Consider the following 16277-nt stretch of genomic DNA (forward strand, 5'->3'; position numbering starts at 1 on the left):
GCTCACCAGGTGTCGGGTTCGTCCTCGCGGAGGCGTTGCAGGGCTCGTTCGATCCAGGTTTCGAAGGTGGTGGTGAGTTCTCGGGGGCTCGCGGGGCGCACGGTGAGGTGCTCTCGGGTGCGTAGTTGCAGGTAGCGGCCGTCCCGGGCGACGTCGACCCATTGCACGGCGTACCAGGGGTCGAGGGTGTGGAAGATCGAGCCGGTGAACAGGGCCGCGCCGCCGCCGCCGTCGACGGGACGCTGGGATATGCGGTCGTAGCGGTCGCGGGGAGTGTTACGGCTCAGCCCCTCGGCGGGGCGGCGAATGTCCGCCAGGTGGAAGGTGTCCGGCTTCTCCTGGCCCGGCGGGAAGGACGGCACGATGGTGGCAAGGCGCTGGGCGAGCTGTTCGGTGCGGAACAGGCGGCAGCGCACGGTGCCGTCGATGCTGTCCTCGACGCCCGGATCGGCGGTCTGGGTGAGCATCATCGCGTTGAATCTCGTTCGCGCGCCGATGATCCGGTAATCCTTCGGCTTGCCGCGGCCGAGAGTCGTGGACTGCCCGAGGATTTCGATGCGCAGCTCGGCGTCGGTCAGGGTCTGGAAGGCGAGTTCGATGAGGTTGCGCTCGTCCGTGTCGTACCGGCCGTGCACCTGCTGACGGTGGAAGCGAACCTCGTCCTGGGTCGGGAAGCGGCTGGTGTAGCTCAGCGGGCTCGGCAGCCGATCACGCGCCTCGCCGAGCCACAGGGCAGCGAAATCATCGGGCTCCCAACTCCATTCGGTCATGGAACATCCTTCGATCACGAACTCCGGTCACCTGAGAACCGGAACGACAGTGGAACGAGCGCCGAAGCGCCCCCGCATTCGCGGGGGCGTCCGGAAATACAAGGGGCACACCGGGTTCGGCGCTCACCCGCGAGTATTGGGGTCCTGGTCGAAATCCCCGCCGATGACGCCGCCCGGAATGCTCTTGGGCGCCGGACCGAGCAGTTCCTCAGCGTTCTCCATATTGCGCAGCCAGTCCGGGAGCGAGTGCTCTTTGTCGTCCTCGCCCTTACCTTTGCCCGCCGCGCCGCCCATTCCACCCATACCGGCCATATTGCTGTTCGTACCAGCGGCTTTCGCGGCATTCGCGGCCGCCGCGGCGGCGTTCGATCCGGTGCCCGCCACACTCTTGCCCAGTCCGCCGCCGGTCGCCGAGCCCAGCCCGTTCAACGCGCTGTCCCCACCCGATCCGCTACCGACCCCGCTGTAATTGCTCGGAGTGGTGGATGTCGGCGAGGTGCCGCTGTAGTAGCCGGTGGGCGAGGTGGCCGTCGAACTCGAGTACCCGGACATCGACGGCATGGACGAGGAGCTGTATCCCGCCGCCGACGTGGAATCCGACTGGCTCGAGGAGGTACCCGACTGACTTCCGCTGTCGCCGCTCGTACCGCTGGTACTTCCGCCGGGGACGCTGGGGCCGTTGCCGGAGTTCGGGGTGTACGAGCTGGAGGGGGTGTAGCTGTAGAGCGGGTTGCTGATCTCGTTCGGCTTGGGGACGACCGGGATCTGCTTGTCCGCGTCGACGAAGTTCTTGACGTAGTTGTTCTTCATAGCCAAGCGGGCATCGTCGCGAGCTTGGTCGATGGCCTTCTTCGACCGGATGCCGTGGTGCCCGAAGAGGTCGCCGTCCCAGAAGTTCCACCGACTCACGTGTTGCATCGGTACTGCGACACCGTTTTTGGTGCCGTTGACGCCGTCGACTGCCGCGGTTACCTGGGCGGACATGGCTTTCAATGCCTCGGTCAGATCCTCGGCGCGCTGAGCGTAGTTGGAGATCGCGGTCCGAGAAGCTTCGGCGGCATTGCCCTGCCAGGCAGCGGAGCTCGACTGGCGGATACGTGATGCGAAGAAGTCCGCTGCGGCGGACCATTTATTCGCGAGATCGTTGTACTGCTGGGCGGCAGTATGCCCGTTGGCGGTGTTCAGTGGATTGAACTTGTTGTATATGTCCCAATGTGAGAAGTTATCGGGATGCTCGCCGTCGCCGGGAATCTGTCCGGGCTCGGTCGTGACAGCCATCAGCTCGACTTTCCTATCCCGCTGACCTTTGTACCCGGCTTGAGATCAGTCAGGATCGGACTCTGCTCGATATTTGACTGTAGTCTCTTGTATTCTGCCGCAAACTTGGCATCCTGCTCGCAATACTGCTGAGCGATGGTGTGATGTAGGGTTTCCAGATCGTCGATTATTTTGTAGTGCTGATCGAGGATGTCCCATATGTTGTCGTCGGTGTCCGTAGAGAGATGGGCTTTCATTGCCTTGCTGCGGAACCTGGATATCAGGGTTTTTGCTGAAAACAGTCCCTCTGTCGATTCGCCGAGACCCCAGTTGGGTATCTCTGCGATCGATTTTGCAATGTTTTGAAGAGTGGTTATCTCTTGTTTGAATGCTTTACAGTCTCGCTCGATGTACACGAACTCGTCGGCGTTTACCACGACGTCCGGGCTGAAGTTGACGCTCAGGGTCCCGTTCTGGGCTTCGGTGATGAGGTTTGCCAACGGTCCAGTTTGCGTCGGCTTGCTATCATTTGCCATTGTTCGAGTGTCCTCCCCAAATGGATCCGAGTGACGTCCGCAGATTAATCGACCAGAGTGCTATGCGGACGCGGGGAGTGTCGGTACGATATCCCCGGCCAGCTGTTTGGCGATTTCGCAAGCGTCGAGATTTCCGGTTGCTTTGTGTGATGCCGGGTTATCAACCAGAAGATCCAACCCGCCCCCCTTGATTTCGACATTGATCAGGCAACTTTCGCGCAGATCGGTGTCATCTACCGAGTGATACGTGACCGCCTGTCGGCCACCGATGGTGAGGTGCTCTGCAACTTTGTAATCACTCATCTTTTCGATCATCTGGACAGTCATATTGGTGGTCCGGACGTTGACGCTGTACCCATCGCCTTCGTGCGTTACCCAGATGCACCCGCGGAACTTGATTCCGCCGTTCGCCTCGAGATTGGAGGGAGTGGAAGGGGGAGTGATCTGCTCGGAGTCGATTATCGACTGCGGAAGTTGGCACCCGTTGAAGGACGTTGGTGCATCCGGCGCGATGGTTGATGTCGTGGAAGCAGCCGATGAGCTGACACTCGATGTCCCGCCTCCGCCATCGTTACACCCAGCCAGCAGGGCAGTTGCACCGACCCCCACTGCCGCACAACGGATTACGCGTCCCCAGTCGGTCATGTCGTCCTCTCGGCCCCGGTACCACAGTGACGAGGGCCGGATCGACTCCCACCCCTCAACGGCTCGTAAGGAACTTACCTGCTCACTGTGCCCGCTTCAATACACCTGTGTTTCGCCGCATCTCGTTGCATGGGGCTTGCGATGTGGATGACACCACCGGCGTAGGGATGCTGGAATCTAGGCCGAAGGAGGGAACGTGGCTACCAGTTCTCCGGTCAGCTTCTCGGCGATCTTGCAGGAATCATGGGTTCCTGTCACCTTGTTCGACGCCGGATTATCGATCTGAAGCTCCAAGGTTCCCCCTTTCATCTCGGCATTCAGCAGGCAGTCTGCGCGCAGATCCGTGTCGTCGCTCTTGTGGTAGGTGAGTGCTTGGCGTCCGCCGACCGTCACGCGCTCAGCGATCGTGAACCCTTTGTTGGCTTCGATCATCGGGATTGTCAGATTGGTAGTCCGTACATTTGCCGAGTAGCCGTCCCCCTCGTAGGTGGTCCAGATGCAGCCACGCCACTTGATACCGCCGTCGACCGCCGCGTCGGACTTCATCGGAGCTGTGCCTGTGTAGCCCAGGTGCTCGGCGTCGATCACGGACTGAGGTAGTTGGCATCCGTTGAACGATGTCGGCACATCCGGCGCGACGGTGGACGGCGCGGACGCTGCCGATGGGCTGGTGGCCGATGCCCCACCCCCGCCGTTCTGGCACCCTGCGAGCAGGACAGCTGTGCCGACTGCCGCTGCTGTGCACCAGATTTTGTGCATCCGACGAGTCATCTCATCCTCTCTCGGTGCCGTGTCACGGTAGAGAGGTCTGGATCGACGGCTCGCCCCCAACGGCTGGGATTGAACTTATCCGGTGATGAACTCGGCCTCGAAAGAAGCTGTCCGGTGCGGACGGCTTGGCTTGCAGACCAACAGGGTTCGTGGGCGGTCAGATCCAGCGGGAGAGTTCGGGGCGGGCCAGTTCGCACCAGAGGACTGTGCGGCCGTGGTGTTCTCGGCGGCCGCAGTGGTGGGCTACGTGTTCGACCTGGGGGGAGATGAGATTGTCTGCTGCGGAGATGAGGTGGGCGTTTTCGGGGGAGTCGTGGACTTCGATGACGAGGCGTCCCGCGGAGAGGGCGCGTAGGCGGAGGGTTAGGCGGGTTATGTGGCTCGGGTCGTCGTCGACTACGGCGGTTACGAAGGCTTTGACGAGTTCGTAGGTGACCAGGACGCCGTCGAAGAGGACGTCGTGCCACCACCAGGCGGCGAGTTTCTTGCGGACGAACCATCCGGCGACGGTGACCGCATTCCATTGGGCCGCAAGGTCTATGCGTTCGTTGCCTGCGCCCGGGAAGGTGCCCGGCGGCGGCATGCCCTCGGCGATACCGGCGCGGGATGCCATGTGGGCGGCAACCATTCCCAATCTGCCCGCGAGGACGTTGATTTCGCGAGTGCCGAGGAGTTCGGCCACGGCGTCGAGGGTGGCGTGGTCGCAGGCGCTGACGCGGCGGATCTCGTCTCTGACGAGGTGAATCCTGTTGTCTCCGTTCATGTGTTCGCCTGCCGGATGGTCAGGCCGCAGGTTTGGGGTCGGGGATCGGCGAGGTCGGGCACCCTGCGGCGACCGGCGTAGATCTCCGAGGCCAGGTCCTCGTAGGCGACGGCGAGTTCGGACATGCGTTGCCAGAGATAGTGTCGATGCAGTTCCAGAACCCCTTGTGCCGAACCGGCCTGTGCGGCAATCGAATATTCCGCGATTCGGTCTATCACCATGCCGACGGTCTCGGTGTGCAGAAAGGGTGCGGTCGGAGCCTGCGTGCCGCTCGCCGACAGCCAACGGTCGACTTCGCGCACGGCTTTTCTTCGGGCGCTGTCTATTTCTGGAATATCCGTAATGGAATAGTCCAAACGGGCCTTATGCAGACACGCCAATTCCTGACACGCCAGCAGAACTGGATGATCCGGCGTCGCAATGCCTGTGCACGCCTGGACAAGAAGAACTTTCGATGGCAGCGCGGTCATGCCGTCCCCTCCCTCGGCACGATCCGAGCAGCGGACTCGTGCTGCCGCTTACCGCATAAGACCAGGTGAGGCATCGTCGCAGGACGATCGAGGTTCACACACCTTTCGGCCATCGTATGCCGCACGTCGACAGCATCTTTCGCTCGAACTGGTGATCGATGAACCCTTGTCGAGACCTCGGATCGCGTGGTAATCATGGAGTTCCCCGGAATTGAGTCGGAAAATTTTGGTCGAACGCCCGGAACCAGGCCGGTAGGCGGTGCGTTCGAGGTCACCCATCAGGTGCGCGATCCATGTCACACCTGATTCTCCGGACGCACAAGCATTTTCGGAAATTTGGTGACTTCGTAAAACCGAATTATTGGTTCAGGGGTGGGCATTTCCGCCGGTCACGATGGGAGACAATCAATGCCAGCACAGCCGAGTACAGTGTCCGTTCCGCGCCGACAGGTTGCGCGGATCTTGACCGGACTTCACCGAGAGTCCGGTCTCTACATCAAGGATGTGGCTGAGCAGATCAACCTCCATCACACGACGGTGTCCAAGATGCTCAAGGGGGAGCCGTGCAAGCTCAAACCGATCTACATAGACAAGATGTGCGACGTCTACCGCGCGACGGCCAAGACCCGCGCGGACCTCAAAAGCCTTGCGATCGAAGCTGAGTCGGCCAGGGACTGGTGGTACAGCTTCAATGATGTCGTATCACCCGACAAACTGGACGTCTACATCAACCTCGAAAGCGCGGCCACTGCTCTGACGATGTATCAGAGCGCTCGGATACCGGGTTTGTTGCAGACCGAGGAGTACGCACGGGCGCTGCTGCGAACCAGCCCAGATCTGACTCCAGAGGAGGTCGAGCGACACATCAAGGTTCGTATGCGTAGGCAAGCCATCCTGGTCGAGTCGGACATGACACTCAACGCAATCCTCGACGAGAGCGTGATCCGCCGCTCACTCGCTGACTTGAGCCTTTCCCAACGCCATATGGAGCGTCTCGTCGAACTGTCGGCGATGCCCAACATCACCATTAGGCTCGTTCCGTTCGATGCGGGCGTCTATCGAGGCACGGAGGTTGGCCCCTTCGTCATCCTCGAATTCGCGGATCCCGTAGTTCAGAGCCCTGATTCTCCCGTCGTGTACGTCGAGACGGGAGCGGGCAGCGGAAATCTGTTTCTCCAGAAACCGGATCAAGTAGAGCGGTATCGTCGATCTTGGGCTGAGATCGAGCGGGTCGCGTTGAGCGCCAAGAGGACCCGTGTTCAGCTGTCCAAGATCGCAAAGGAGCTTCCGCGATGACCAACTCTCGAGTCGGGTGGTTCAAGAGTAGCTACAGCCAGCAAGGAGGTGAGTGCGTTGAAGTCGCCTTCTTCCTCAGTGACACCGTCGCTGTCCGTGACTCGAAGAATCCCAGCGGCCCAGCGCTGTCCTTCACATCCTCCGAGTGGGATGCCTTCACAACGAACCTTCGGTCCGGAGCATTCGCTGACCCCGCCTGATCGGATCACATTGGGCGTCAAGCTGATCCGGCGCTCGACTCGAACCGCTGCCAAGTTGTGTCGGTGATGAAGCCTTCCGTTGCCGCTCGCTGTATCTGCACGGGCTGTTGGGTGATATCGGCCCGACGTGCCGTGCACGCCGCGCCCGGTCGTCCTCGTCCGCGCCGGAGCCCGATTCGACCGCGATCGCACGCGCGGCATCATCTTGCAGTTCGAACACCGCAGGCCCTCAGCAACGGAGAACACGATGCCGGACGACTCGACGCCCGCAGCCGGGGCCGCACGCGCACGACCAAACGCTGAACGCGTTCGGTAATCCCGGTGTCGGTTCGTTGGCGTCGATGATGTCCTCGCCTGGGCGGCCTACGCGGTTGTGGCGATGCCGCCGTCGACGGGGATCACGGCGCCCGTCAGGTATGCGCCTGCCCGGCTGGCGAGGAACACGGCGACACCCGCCATGTCGTCGTCGCGGCCGATCCGGCGTAGTGGGGCCGACGCCGCGATCGCCTCGCCGAGTTCATCGAGGGTTGCGGCCATCATCGTCGACGGGAACGGTCCCGGCGCCACGGCGTTCACGGTGACGTGCTGCGGTCCCAGTTCCCTGGCGAGCACTCTGGTGAGTTGATGCAGTGCGGCCTTGCTGCTGGAGTACGAGTAGTTGGGCCGCTGGGGGATGTGGATGGCGGCGATGCTGCCGATGTTGATGATCCGCGCGGGATCGTCGGCGGTGCCCGCCCTGCGAAGTGCGGGCAGCAGCGCCTGGACCAGCCAGAACGGCGACTTCAGGTTGAGATCGACGACCGTATCCCAGGCCGCGTCCGGGAACGTCGCCAGCGGCTCGTCCCACATGGCGCCCGCGTTGTTGACGAGGATGTCGAGACGCTCCGAGTCGGCGGTGACGAGGTCGGACAGTCGCCGACACTCGTCGTGGCGGGACAGGTCGGCGGGGATGGCCCGCACCTCACCGAATTCGGACAGCTGTTCCTGCGCCTGAGCGCACGCTTCTGCGTTGCGTGAGCTGATGACCACGCGGACGCCCGCCTGGAGAAGGCCACGCGCGATCATCATCCCGATGCCTCTGGTGCCACCGGTGACGAGCGCGCGCTTTCCACTCAGATCGAAAAGTTCTGCATGCGTTGTGAATTGGTTGTCTACCACTTGCCGTCTTTCTCGTTGGTCGTGCGGGATGACGCGTCGCCGCGTCGGGTGTTCGGTTCAGCCGAATGAGCGGTTCGGCAGCAGGGCCGAAGTGCAACCTGTCTGCGGGGCTGTGGGCGGATTGAGCTGAGCGTCAGAAGGATTCGTGATTCTGCCCGAGTCTCGACCGGGATCTGTTGCAGCTGAGGGAGTTTCAGGGAACTACCCTGATGCCACCACGTCGTCACGGATGACGGACAGCGCTGTCTCGCGGTGCGCATCGTGTTCGGCCAGGCGTGCGACCAGGGAGGCGCGCACATCGCGGTAGGTGTCGGAGCCGAGCGGGAGGCGTAGCGGGTTCGCCTGGCTGTCGACCAGGTCGATCATCGCTCGGGCGATCTTTTCCGGGTCGTTGCTCAGCGGGAACGTGCCATTGTCGCGGGCGCGGCGGACGTCGCCGGCCGGTGTGCGGTCGTATTCGGGCATGGCCGGTGGGGTGGCCAGTGCGGTCCCGAATCCGGTCGGTGTCGCGCCGGGTTCGACGATGGTCAGGCCGATGCCGAACGGCTCGATCTCGCGGGCGACGGTCTCGCAGAAACCTTCGATACCCCACTTCGAGGCGTGGTAGTAGCCGAAGTTCGGATACGTCGTCTGGCCGCCCGCGCTGGAGACCTGGAGGATGCGGCCGTATCCCTGCGCGCGCAGATGCGGCAGCACGGCGCGCACCACGTGCATCGATCCGAGCAGGTTGGTGTCGATCACCTGGCGGATCTGCTCGTCCGTGACCTCCTCGACCGAGCCGAACGTGCCGAATCCGGCGTTGTTGACGATCACGTCGATCGTGCCGAGGGCTGCGAATGCCTCCTCCACGACGTGGCGGACCGACTCGGCGTCGGTGACGTCGAGCCGGGACACCCACAGGCGGTCACCGTGGGCCGCGCGGAGGTCGTCGAGAGCCTCCGGCCTGCGCAGTGTCGCGGCGACCCGATCACCCCGCGTGAGCAACCGCTCGGTGAGCAGCCGCCCGAAACCCGAGGACGTTCCGGTGATGAACCATGTTCCGGCCATTGCGCTTTCCTTCCGTCGGTCTGTCGTGGCCGACGGTATGAGTTCGAGTCGACTCGAAGTCAACCCGCGTACGCTGGCCCCTGTGACGACTGTTCCCGAGACGATGTTGAGCATCGGTGAGGTCAGCGCGCTCACCGGCCTGTCGACGCACACGTTGCGGTTCTACGAACAAGAGGGCCTGTTCATCGAACCGGTCCGTCGCAATTCCGCCGGACGACGCGTCTTCACCGACCAGGAAGTCGGCTGGCTGAAGGTCTGCGCGAAACTGCGCTCCTCCGGAATGTCCCTGCCGAACATCCGCCGCTACGCCGAACTGGCCCGGCAGGGCCCCGACACCACGAACGAACGCTTCGACCTACTCCGCGCCCACGAATCCACAGTGCAACAACAGATCTCCGACCTCGAGGATGCGCTGGCGGTCATCCGCGGGAAAATCGCCCTGTACGCCGACCACCTCGCCGCCGGATCCGCCGACGAACTATGGCGCAACGGACCCGACTGCACCCCGGTCGAATAGTCCGTTCGCCTCTTGTCGAATCAACCTGTTGCTGAGCATCTCTCGGACGCCGGCCGCGTCCGGCGATGATGTTCGCAGAGGGACATCTACCAAACCGATGAGGTAGCGGCCTGGATGGAGCAACTTCGGCGCGATGATCCTGCTGCTGCCGAGCATGTAGACGCGGCGGTTGATGTGCTGTCCGAGCGTGGTCGTACGCTGGGGCGACCGTTGGTTGACACTCTGGTCGGGTCTACGCTCGCGAACCTCCAGGAGTTGAGGCCGAGGCAAGTCACGTGACTTACGATATCGGCGGTATGCCCAAATCGTCCAGCAGGGTGCGGATGTGGTGTTCGATCTCGTCGCGAATCGGTCGGACCGCTTCGATGCCCTGTCCGGCGGGATCGTCGAGTTTCCAGTCCAGGTAACGCTTTCCGGGGAAGTACGGGCAGGTGTCCCCGCAGCCCATGGTGATCACCACGTCGGAGGATTCCACCGCGTCCACGGTGAGGATCTTGGGGATTTCGGTGGCGATGTCGATGCCGATCTCGGCCATGGCCTGTACGGCGGTGGGGTTGACCCGGTCGGCCGGCTCGGAGCCTGCGGAACGGACCAGGACGCGGCCTGCGGCGAGGTGGGTCAGGAAGGCGGCGGCCATCTGGGAGCGTCCGGCGTTGTGGACGCATACGAACAGCACGCTGGGTGTGGAAGGCATGAGGTTGTGTCGGACTCTCGGTCGGTTGCGAGGGATCAGAGCTGAATCGGTGTGTCCTGAATATCGCTGCGGGGAAATCGATTTCGAAGGGCAAGGGATACGTAGACGAGGCCGACCAGCACGGGGACCTCGATGAGCGGCCCCACGACTCCGGCGAGGGCCTGTCCGGAAGTGACGCCGTAGGTGGCGATCGCGACGGCGATGGCCAGTTCGAAGTTGTTGCCCGCGGCGGTGAACGCGAGGGTGGTGGTGCGTTCGTAGCTCAGGCCGATGATGCGGCCGTAGAGGTAGCCTCCGCCCCACATGATCGCGAAGTACGCCAGCAGGGGGACCGCGATGCGCACGACATCAATTGGGCGAGAGGTGATCTGGTGGCCCTGGAGGGCGAACAGGATCACGATCGTGAACAGCAGACCGTACAGTGCCCACGGGCCGATGCGTGGGAGGAGTGTGCGTTCGTACCAGTCGCGGCCACGGGTCCGCTCACCGAACCGGCGCGTGAGGAATCCCGCGACCAACGGGATGCCCAGGAAGATCAGCACCGATTTCGCGATCTGCCACGGGGAAGTGTGAATCGTGGTCTGCGCCAAGCCGAGCCATCCGGGCAGGACCGAGAGGTAGAACCAGCCCAGCACGGCGAACATGACGATCTGGAAGATCGAATTCACCGCGACCAGGACCGCGGCGGCCTCACGGTCGCCGCAGGCCAGGTCGTTCCAGATGATCACCATCGCAATACATCTGGCCAAGCCGACGATGATCAGGCCGGTTCGGTATTCGGGCAGGTCCGGCAGCAACAGCCAGGCCAGTGCGAACATCAGCGCGGGGCCGATCAGCCAGTTCAGCACGAGGGAGCCCAGCAGCAGACGGCGGTCGCCGGTCACTGTGTCGAGGCGGTCGTAGCGGACCTTGGCCAGCACCGGATACATCATGATCAGCAAGCCGATCGCGATCGGTAGTGAGATTCCGTCCACCTGCACGGCGGACAGCCCGCTGCCCAGGGCGGGGATCAGGCGGCCCAGCAGGAGTCCGGCGGCCATGGCCGCGCCGATCCACAGCGGGAGGAATCGGTCCAGGGGGGAGAGTTTCCTCGCGACTGCTGGATGGGTATTGGTGGTGGTCATGGGGCTTGGCATCGGTCAGCAGCAGCCGGCGCGCGAGGAACTCGCCTCGGCCTCGGTGTCGGCGCCGCAGCATGAGCCTGCTGCGGCGGCTTCGGTGCCGGTTCCGCAACACGCCTGCACCGCTGCGGTGTCATCGGTGGCGAATTCTTTTGCGGTACCGAAGTGTTCGGTATCGGCGAGCACGGTGTAGACCTCCCATCTCTCCGCGTTCGGGCCGGTCACCCACACCTTGTCCTGGGTGGCGAAACAGCATGTCGTCGCGATCTGCTCCTCGGTGAACAAGCCCGCCTGCGAGAGCCGGGCGATCTCGCCGTGGACCTGCTCGGAGGACTCGACCTCGACCCCGAGGTGGTTGAGCGTGCCGCCCTGACCGGTGTTCTCGAGCAGTACCAGCTTCAACGGCGGTTCGGCGATCGCGAAGTTGGCGTAACCGGGTTTGCGTTTGGCGGGCTCGGTGTCGAACAGCTTGGAGTAGAACGTGATTGCCTGCTCGAGGTCGTCGACATTGAGCGCTAGTTGGACGCGGGACATCAGAACCTCCATTGTGTGACATATATCGAAAAGGTTGGGTGACCACGAGTCTTGCACCTTTTCGACATATGTCAATACCGTGGGTATCGTGGGGCGCATGCCCAAGGCATTGCCAGCGATCGATATGTCCGCGCCCGTGTGCTGTGCGCCGGTGGCCGCGGGGCCGATCGACGACGCCGCCGCGCTCGAAGTCGCCCTGCGTCTCAAGGCCCTCGCCGACCCGGTTCGGGTCAAGCTGATGTCAATGCTGTTGGCCAAGCGCGAGATCGGCGAGAACGGCGGTGACCTGGCCGCTGCCGTCGGGCTGTCCGAATCGACGGTGAGTCACCATCTCGGCCAGCTGCGCAAAGCCGGACTCGTCGACTCCGAACGCATCGGCATGAACGTCGTCCATCGCGCCAGACGTGACGCACTCTCGGCGCTGTGCGTCGTGCTGGACCCCGACTGCTGCTGCTGAACGGTTGCGGCCGCCTTCGCGGAAATCTCGAACGTCGTCGTCATGCGCGACCAGCTCACCGTTGCGGTTACGCAGATCGGTGAAATGTATGCGCAGGGGAGTCGGTGTGGGATCATGAACTGGCGACAGCCGTCGGATCGATGACCTGGCTGTCGCGGTCCACAAGTTTCATGAACACCCGAACGCAGTTCGTCTTTGCATGCTCGATGTCTGCAAATCGTCGGCCACAACTTCGGGAGGATTGTCATGAACGATGCGATCGACCAGTTCGCTGACCTGTCCGAGATCAGAATGTGCTACCGCGACGAAGGTGATCCGGCGGGGCCACCGATGCTGATGATCATGGGACTCGGCTCGCAGCTGATCCACTGGCCCCAGGAAATCGTCGATGACCTCGTCGCGCGCGGCTATCGGGTGATCCGGCCCGACAACCGTGACAGCGGCCTGACCACGTGGAAGGTCACGCCCAGTCAGTACTACCTGCGGGCGATCGCGCGCGACTGTGTCGAATTGCTCGACCACCTCGGCATCGAACAGGCGCACGTCGTCGGTGCGTCGATGGGCGGGATGGTCGCTCAACTGATGGCGATCGAGCACGCGCCGCGAGTGCTGTCGCTGTGCTCGATCATGAGCACCCCGCACGCCAGCATCGGCATGGCCGACGGCGACGTGCTCCAGGAGCTGATGCGGCCGGTTCCGCCGGATCGCGAGGACGCGATCGAGCAGATCGCCGCACTGTACGAGCTCATCGGGTCGAAGACCTACGCCGAGAGCGAGCGGCAACGTCGTTGGGATCTGGCGACTCGCTCCTACGACCGCGCGCGGCACCCGGAAGGGGCGGCTCGGCAGGTCACCGCGGCCGTCATCGCACCCGACCGCAGAGCCAGGCTCCAGCAGTTGCGGGTGCCCGCGCTGGTCATCCACGGCGCGGAGGATTCGCTGATCAAGATCGCCGGTGGCGAGGCCACACACATGGCGATCCCCGGATCGAGTTATCTGCCGCTCCAGCCGATGGGACATGACGTACCCGTGCCGTTGTTCGGTGCGGTTATCGAGGCCATCTCCGAAAACGCTGCTCGGCGGCCCGCTGTCGTGTAGCGCCGGCCTCACGTTCGGTGTCGTCGCCGGGTGGCCGCAGCCAGCGGTCATCCGGTGACGGGAGCAAGTCGCTCGTGCACAGCATGGTGGGAAATCGCGGCGAGAGTCCTTCGTGGAGAAGGGCTCTCGCCTTTTGCTGGACGGCTTCCCGCCTCGGTGGCGCGCGCTGGAAAAATCGGTGGCGCTGACCACCCTGGACTGTGCGATCCTGAGGTAGGCCGGTTCGGCGGAAATTTTTCGAAGGGACCACGGCCCATGGGTCTGGACCACCGTGACAACGAAGAGCTGGAACTCGAGCTGGTGCGTGAAGTGGTACTGGCCCGAAGACGGCTGGACGGCAAGGTGATGGCCGCGTTGGCGCTCGGCGCGGAACTTCTCGATCACGAATCGGATGATGTTGCCGCGGCGCGTGCTGCGCAGATTCTCGAGGAGTATGCGGTGGATGAGGACGAGGTCGCACGCGATCCACGGTGTGCGTTGCGGGCCGATATGGCTCGGGATCGGGCGCGGGCGGCGCGGATCGGGCTGTTGGCCGGGTCGGGAGGCGGGGAATCCGAGGAGGAGCGGCGGCGACGTCAGCGCACGCTGCTGCTGTGTGAGGTGCGTTCGGATCTGCTCGCGGTGGTACGGCGGTGCCGCAGATTCAGCTACGACCGGGTGGCCTTCGCCGACGGGATCGCCGAAGGATTGTGCGCCGCGACGGACAAACTGGTCGACGGCGCGGATATGGATACCTATCGCGCCTGGCAGCGGGGGATGGTGCTGAAACTGATCGAGGAACCCGTCGCCAGCGGGCCGCCGCGGGTGATGGCGACGGTCGACGCGGGGCCGGGCCGCGGGCCGCTGACCGTCGAATGGGACAGTTGTGAACGGCGGTTGGCGCTGGTCGCGCGGATGGCGCGGGCCGGAGTGTCGCCGGTGGCGATCTGCGATCGGCTGCTCGCGGACCTGTCGGTATCCTCGCCGCTGCGCTATTCGGTGCGCTGAATCATCGGGCGATGCAGAGGTAGCGTGGCCGCGAACCGCCGGAGCGGAGGCCATAGACCCTGTGGACCAAGCAAATGCTTGGTTGTACTATGGGCGAGTGCCCGCACCCGACGCATCCAAATCCGCACGTCGCAACGAGCTGCTCGCCATCGCGGCAGGTCTGTTCGCCGAGCGCGGGCTGCGTGCGACCACGGTCCGCGATATCGCCGACGCCGCCGGAATCCTGTCCGGCAGTCTCTACCACCACTTCGATTCCAAGGAATCCATGGTGGACGAGATCCTGCGCGGCTTCCTCGACGAGTTGTTCGGGCGGTACCGGGAGATCGACGCGGCCGGGCTGCCCGCGCGTGACACGCTCGAGGCGTTGGTCATCGCGTCCTTCGAATCGTTCGACCGGTCGCACGCCGCGGTCGCGATCTATCAGGCCGAGGCCAAAAGGCTCAGCGGCACACCGCGTTTCGACTACATCGACGAGTACAACCGGGAGTTCCGGGACCTGTGGCGGCGGGTGCTCGACAAGGGCGTGGCGGGCGGTAGTTTCCGGGCCGAGCTCGATACCGAACTGGCCCTTCGCTTTCTGCGCGACACCGTTTGGGTGTCGGTGCGCTGGTACAAGCCCGGCGGTCGCATCACCGTGGACAACCTGGCCAAGCAGTATCTGACCATCGTGCTGGACGGTCTCACCGATCCCGAGTCCGGCGCGAAATCCACAGTCCAGCACGGCAAGTAGGAGTTACCCCATGTCAGCACCGTCCCGTCGTCAGTATTCGCCCGTGCGGGAGGCGTATGTCGTCGACGCCGTGCGCACGCCGGTCGGCAAGCGCGGCGGCGCGCTGTCGGGTGTGCACCCGGCCGATCTCGGGGCTGCGGCACTGCAGGGTCTGCTGGGGCGCAACGCAATCGACCCCGCGGCGGTGGACGACGTGATCGTCGGCTGTGTGGACAACGTCGGCCCGCAGGCGGGCAATATCGGCCGCACCATGTGGCTGGCCGCCGGATATCCCGAGCACGTGCCGGGCGTCACGGTGGACCGGCAGTGCGGCTCGAGCCAGCAGGCGATCAATTTCGGCGCGCAGGCCATCATGAGCGGCACCGCGGAGGTCATCGTCGCGGGCGGTGTGCAGAACATGAGCGCCATCCCGATCTCCGCGGCCATGCTGGCCGGTAGGGAGTACGGGTTCGACTCGCCCTTCGTCGGCGCGCAGGGCTGGGACCACCGGTACGGCACCGGTGAGGTGTCGCAGTTCAACGGCGCGCAGCTGATCGCCGAGAAGTGGGACATCAGCCGCGAGGATATGGAGCGCTGGGCGCTGCGCAGCCACGAGCGGGCCCGAAAAGCCATCGCGGAGGGCACTTTCGACCGCGAGATCGTGCCGGTCGGCGAGTTCTGGATCGACGAGGGCCCGCGCGAGACGACGTTGGAGAAGATGGCCGGGCTCAAGCCGCTGAGCGAGGGCAGCCGCCTGACCGCCGCGGTCGCCAGCCAGATCTCCGACGGCGCCAGCGCGACCCTGCTCGCCTCCGACTGGGCCGTCGCGGAATACGGGCTGAAGCCGCGGGCGCGCATCCACCACGTCAGCGCGCGCGGCGCGGACCCGATCTACATGCTCACCGCACCGATCCCGGCGACCAAGTGGGCGCTGGAGAAGACCGGCCTGAGCATCGAGGACATCGACGTCATCGAGATCAACGAGGCCTTCGCCTCGGTCGTGCTGGCCTGGTTGAAGGAGACCGGCGCGAATCCGGACAAGGTCAACGTCAACGGTGGCGCGATCGCCCTGGGCCACCCGCTCGGCGCGACCGGCGCGAAGCTGTTCGCGACGCTGCTGAACGAACTCGAGCGGGTCAACGGGCGGTACGGCCTGCTGACCATCTGCGAGGGCGGCGGTACGGCCAACGTCACCATCATCGAGCGGCTGAGCTGAGTTCGCTTGTGGCCGAGGGGCGTTCGTAGCG

The 16277-nt window shown here is 64.0% G+C and carries 20 protein-coding genes; 8 read left to right on the forward strand and 12 right to left on the reverse strand.

Features of this window, described 5'->3' with window-relative positions; genetic code table 11:
- Window positions 1–2: 2 nt before the first annotated feature.
- The 7 genes from ON40_RS02295 to ON40_RS49140 all read right to left on the reverse strand — a co-directional run bounded on the left by ON40_RS02295 (window position 3) and on the right by ON40_RS49140 (window position 5212).
- Entirely contained in the window at window positions 3–770 is a 768-nt protein-coding gene (locus ON40_RS02295) for an ESX secretion-associated protein EspG (RefSeq protein WP_040817929.1), read from the reverse strand.
- Window positions 771–893: 123 nt separating this feature from the next.
- A complete protein-coding gene (locus tag ON40_RS02300; RefSeq protein WP_040817931.1) occupies window positions 894–2048 on the reverse strand; it encodes a WXG100 family type VII secretion target in 1155 nt (384 codons plus the stop codon).
- The gene (locus tag ON40_RS02305) at window positions 2048–2563 is read right to left on the reverse strand and encodes a hypothetical protein (protein ID WP_040817933.1); all 516 of its coding nucleotides are present in this window, start codon (window positions 2561–2563) and stop codon (window positions 2048–2050) included. Before ON40_RS02305 ends, ON40_RS02300 begins: the two co-directional genes overlap by 1 nt.
- Window positions 2564–2623: 60 nt before the next feature.
- Complete coding sequence (locus tag ON40_RS49520) at window positions 2624–3208, reverse strand: DUF3558 domain-containing protein (RefSeq protein WP_083895356.1); 585 nt, start codon at window positions 3206–3208, stop codon at window positions 2624–2626.
- A gap of 177 nt (window positions 3209–3385) precedes the next feature.
- The gene (locus ON40_RS02315) at window positions 3386–3979 is read right to left on the reverse strand and encodes a DUF3558 domain-containing protein (RefSeq protein ID WP_306305366.1); all 594 of its coding nucleotides are present in this window, start codon (window positions 3977–3979) and stop codon (window positions 3386–3388) included.
- 157 nt (window positions 3980–4136) lie between these two features.
- Window positions 4137–4742 carry a hypothetical protein gene (locus tag ON40_RS02320; RefSeq protein WP_040817935.1) on the reverse strand — a complete coding sequence of 202 codons (606 nt, stop codon included), beginning with the start codon at window positions 4740–4742 and terminating at the stop codon, window positions 4137–4139.
- Window positions 4739–5212 (reverse strand): DUF4254 domain-containing protein, encoded by a 474-nt coding sequence (locus tag ON40_RS49140; RefSeq protein WP_063712927.1) that lies wholly within the window; start codon window positions 5210–5212, stop codon window positions 4739–4741. The genes ON40_RS02320 and ON40_RS49140 overlap by 4 nt, the downstream gene beginning before the upstream one ends.
- A 504-nt stretch (window positions 5213–5716) precedes the next feature.
- Here ON40_RS49140 and ON40_RS02330 point away from each other — a divergent pair.
- Both ON40_RS02330 and ON40_RS49525 read left to right on the forward strand, forming a co-directional pair.
- Window positions 5717–6508, forward strand: coding sequence for a DUF5753 domain-containing protein (locus ON40_RS02330; protein WP_040817937.1), 792 nt, complete (start codon window positions 5717–5719; stop codon window positions 6506–6508).
- A complete protein-coding gene (locus tag ON40_RS49525) occupies window positions 6505–6708 on the forward strand; it encodes a DUF397 domain-containing protein (protein WP_083895358.1) in 204 nt (67 codons plus the stop codon). Before ON40_RS02330 ends, ON40_RS49525 begins: the two co-directional genes overlap by 4 nt.
- Before the next feature lie 363 nt (window positions 6709–7071).
- Here ON40_RS49525 and ON40_RS02335 read toward each other — a convergent pair whose 3' ends face one another.
- Window positions 7072–7866: an SDR family oxidoreductase gene (locus ON40_RS02335; RefSeq protein WP_040817938.1), complete on the reverse strand. Its 795-nt coding sequence runs from the start codon at window positions 7864–7866 to the stop codon at window positions 7072–7074.
- A gap of 201 nt (window positions 7867–8067) precedes the next feature.
- Window positions 8068–8913, reverse strand: a complete 846-nt coding sequence (locus tag ON40_RS02340; RefSeq protein ID WP_040817940.1) for an SDR family oxidoreductase — start codon at window positions 8911–8913, stop codon at window positions 8068–8070.
- Window positions 8914–8995: 82 nt separating this feature from the next.
- Between ON40_RS02340 and ON40_RS02345 the strand changes: the two genes are divergently transcribed.
- The gene (locus ON40_RS02345) at window positions 8996–9430 is read left to right on the forward strand and encodes a MerR family transcriptional regulator (protein ID WP_245567624.1); all 435 of its coding nucleotides are present in this window, start codon (window positions 8996–8998) and stop codon (window positions 9428–9430) included.
- 280 nt (window positions 9431–9710) lie between these two features.
- Here the strand turns inward: ON40_RS02345 and ON40_RS02355 are convergent, their stop codons facing one another.
- The 3 genes from ON40_RS02355 to ON40_RS02365 are packed head-to-tail and all read right to left on the reverse strand — an operon-like array spanning window position 9711 to window position 11779.
- On the reverse strand, window positions 9711–10124 hold the full coding sequence (locus ON40_RS02355; protein ID WP_040817941.1) for an arsenate reductase ArsC: 414 nt from the start codon (window positions 10122–10124) through the stop codon (window positions 9711–9713).
- Window positions 10125–10159: 35 nt separating this feature from the next.
- Window positions 10160–11260, reverse strand: coding sequence for an ACR3 family arsenite efflux transporter (gene arsB, locus ON40_RS02360; RefSeq protein WP_083895360.1), 1101 nt, complete (start codon window positions 11258–11260; stop codon window positions 10160–10162).
- Window positions 11261–11263: 3 nt separating this feature from the next.
- Window positions 11264–11779: an ArsI/CadI family heavy metal resistance metalloenzyme gene (locus tag ON40_RS02365; RefSeq protein WP_040818093.1), complete on the reverse strand. Its 516-nt coding sequence runs from the start codon at window positions 11777–11779 to the stop codon at window positions 11264–11266.
- A gap of 97 nt (window positions 11780–11876) precedes the next feature.
- Between ON40_RS02365 and ON40_RS02370 the strand changes: the two genes are divergently transcribed.
- The 5 genes from ON40_RS02370 (at window position 11877) to ON40_RS02390 (ending at window position 16246) form a co-directional block, all read left to right on the forward strand.
- Window positions 11877–12236, forward strand: coding sequence for an Rv2640c family ArsR-like transcriptional regulator (locus ON40_RS02370; RefSeq protein ID WP_040817944.1), 360 nt, complete (start codon window positions 11877–11879; stop codon window positions 12234–12236).
- Between the two features lie 246 nt (window positions 12237–12482).
- Window positions 12483–13334 carry an alpha/beta fold hydrolase gene (locus ON40_RS02375; protein WP_040817945.1) on the forward strand — a complete coding sequence of 284 codons (852 nt, stop codon included), beginning with the start codon at window positions 12483–12485 and terminating at the stop codon, window positions 13332–13334.
- Between the two features lie 255 nt (window positions 13335–13589).
- Window positions 13590–14321, forward strand: a complete 732-nt coding sequence (locus tag ON40_RS02380; protein WP_040817946.1) for a hypothetical protein — start codon at window positions 13590–13592, stop codon at window positions 14319–14321.
- A 97-nt stretch (window positions 14322–14418) separates the two neighbouring features.
- Window positions 14419–15051, forward strand: a complete 633-nt coding sequence (locus tag ON40_RS02385) for a TetR/AcrR family transcriptional regulator (RefSeq protein ID WP_040817948.1) — start codon at window positions 14419–14421, stop codon at window positions 15049–15051.
- Window positions 15052–15094: 43 nt separating this feature from the next.
- On the forward strand, window positions 15095–16246 hold the full coding sequence (locus tag ON40_RS02390) for an acetyl-CoA C-acetyltransferase (protein WP_040817950.1): 1152 nt from the start codon (window positions 15095–15097) through the stop codon (window positions 16244–16246).
- The last annotated feature ends 31 nt before the right edge of the window (window positions 16247–16277 follow it).

Origin of the sequence: Nocardia jiangxiensis NBRC 101359 (genome assembly GCF_000308615.1) — a bacterium.
GTDB lineage: Bacteria > Actinomycetota > Actinomycetes > Mycobacteriales > Mycobacteriaceae > Nocardia > Nocardia jiangxiensis.

Excerpts from the sequence above, each read along its gene's own strand:
- ON40_RS02295 (WP_040817929.1), bottom strand. The coding sequence starts at position 770 with ATGACCGAATGGAGTTGGGAGCCCGATGATTTCGCTGCCCTGTGGCTC.
- ON40_RS02300 (WP_040817931.1), bottom strand. The coding sequence starts at position 2,048 with ATGGCTGTCACGACCGAGCCCGGACAGATTCCCGGCGACGGCGAGCAT.
- ON40_RS02305 (WP_040817933.1), bottom strand. The coding sequence starts at position 2,563 with ATGGCAAATGATAGCAAGCCGACGCAAACTGGACCGTTGGCAAACCTC.
- ON40_RS49520 (WP_083895356.1), bottom strand. The coding sequence starts at position 3,208 with ATGACCGACTGGGGACGCGTAATCCGTTGTGCGGCAGTGGGGGTCGGT.
- ON40_RS02315 (WP_306305366.1), bottom strand. The coding sequence starts at position 3,979 with ATGACTCGTCGGATGCACAAAATCTGGTGCACAGCAGCGGCAGTCGGC.
- ON40_RS02320 (WP_040817935.1), bottom strand. The coding sequence starts at position 4,742 with ATGAACGGAGACAACAGGATTCACCTCGTCAGAGACGAGATCCGCCGC.
- ON40_RS49140 (WP_063712927.1), bottom strand. The coding sequence starts at position 5,212 with ATGACCGCGCTGCCATCGAAAGTTCTTCTTGTCCAGGCGTGCACAGGC.
- ON40_RS49525 (WP_083895358.1), top strand. The coding sequence starts at position 6,505 with ATGACCAACTCTCGAGTCGGGTGGTTCAAGAGTAGCTACAGCCAGCAA.
- ON40_RS02340 (WP_040817940.1), bottom strand. The coding sequence starts at position 8,913 with ATGGCCGGAACATGGTTCATCACCGGAACGTCCTCGGGTTTCGGGCGG.
- ON40_RS02355 (WP_040817941.1), bottom strand. The coding sequence starts at position 10,124 with ATGCCTTCCACACCCAGCGTGCTGTTCGTATGCGTCCACAACGCCGGA.
- arsB (WP_083895360.1), bottom strand. The coding sequence starts at position 11,260 with ATGCCAAGCCCCATGACCACCACCAATACCCATCCAGCAGTCGCGAGG.
- ON40_RS02365 (WP_040818093.1), bottom strand. The coding sequence starts at position 11,779 with ATGTCCCGCGTCCAACTAGCGCTCAATGTCGACGACCTCGAGCAGGCA.
- ON40_RS02370 (WP_040817944.1), top strand. The coding sequence starts at position 11,877 with ATGCCCAAGGCATTGCCAGCGATCGATATGTCCGCGCCCGTGTGCTGT.
- ON40_RS02375 (WP_040817945.1), top strand. The coding sequence starts at position 12,483 with ATGAACGATGCGATCGACCAGTTCGCTGACCTGTCCGAGATCAGAATG.
- ON40_RS02380 (WP_040817946.1), top strand. The coding sequence starts at position 13,590 with ATGGGTCTGGACCACCGTGACAACGAAGAGCTGGAACTCGAGCTGGTG.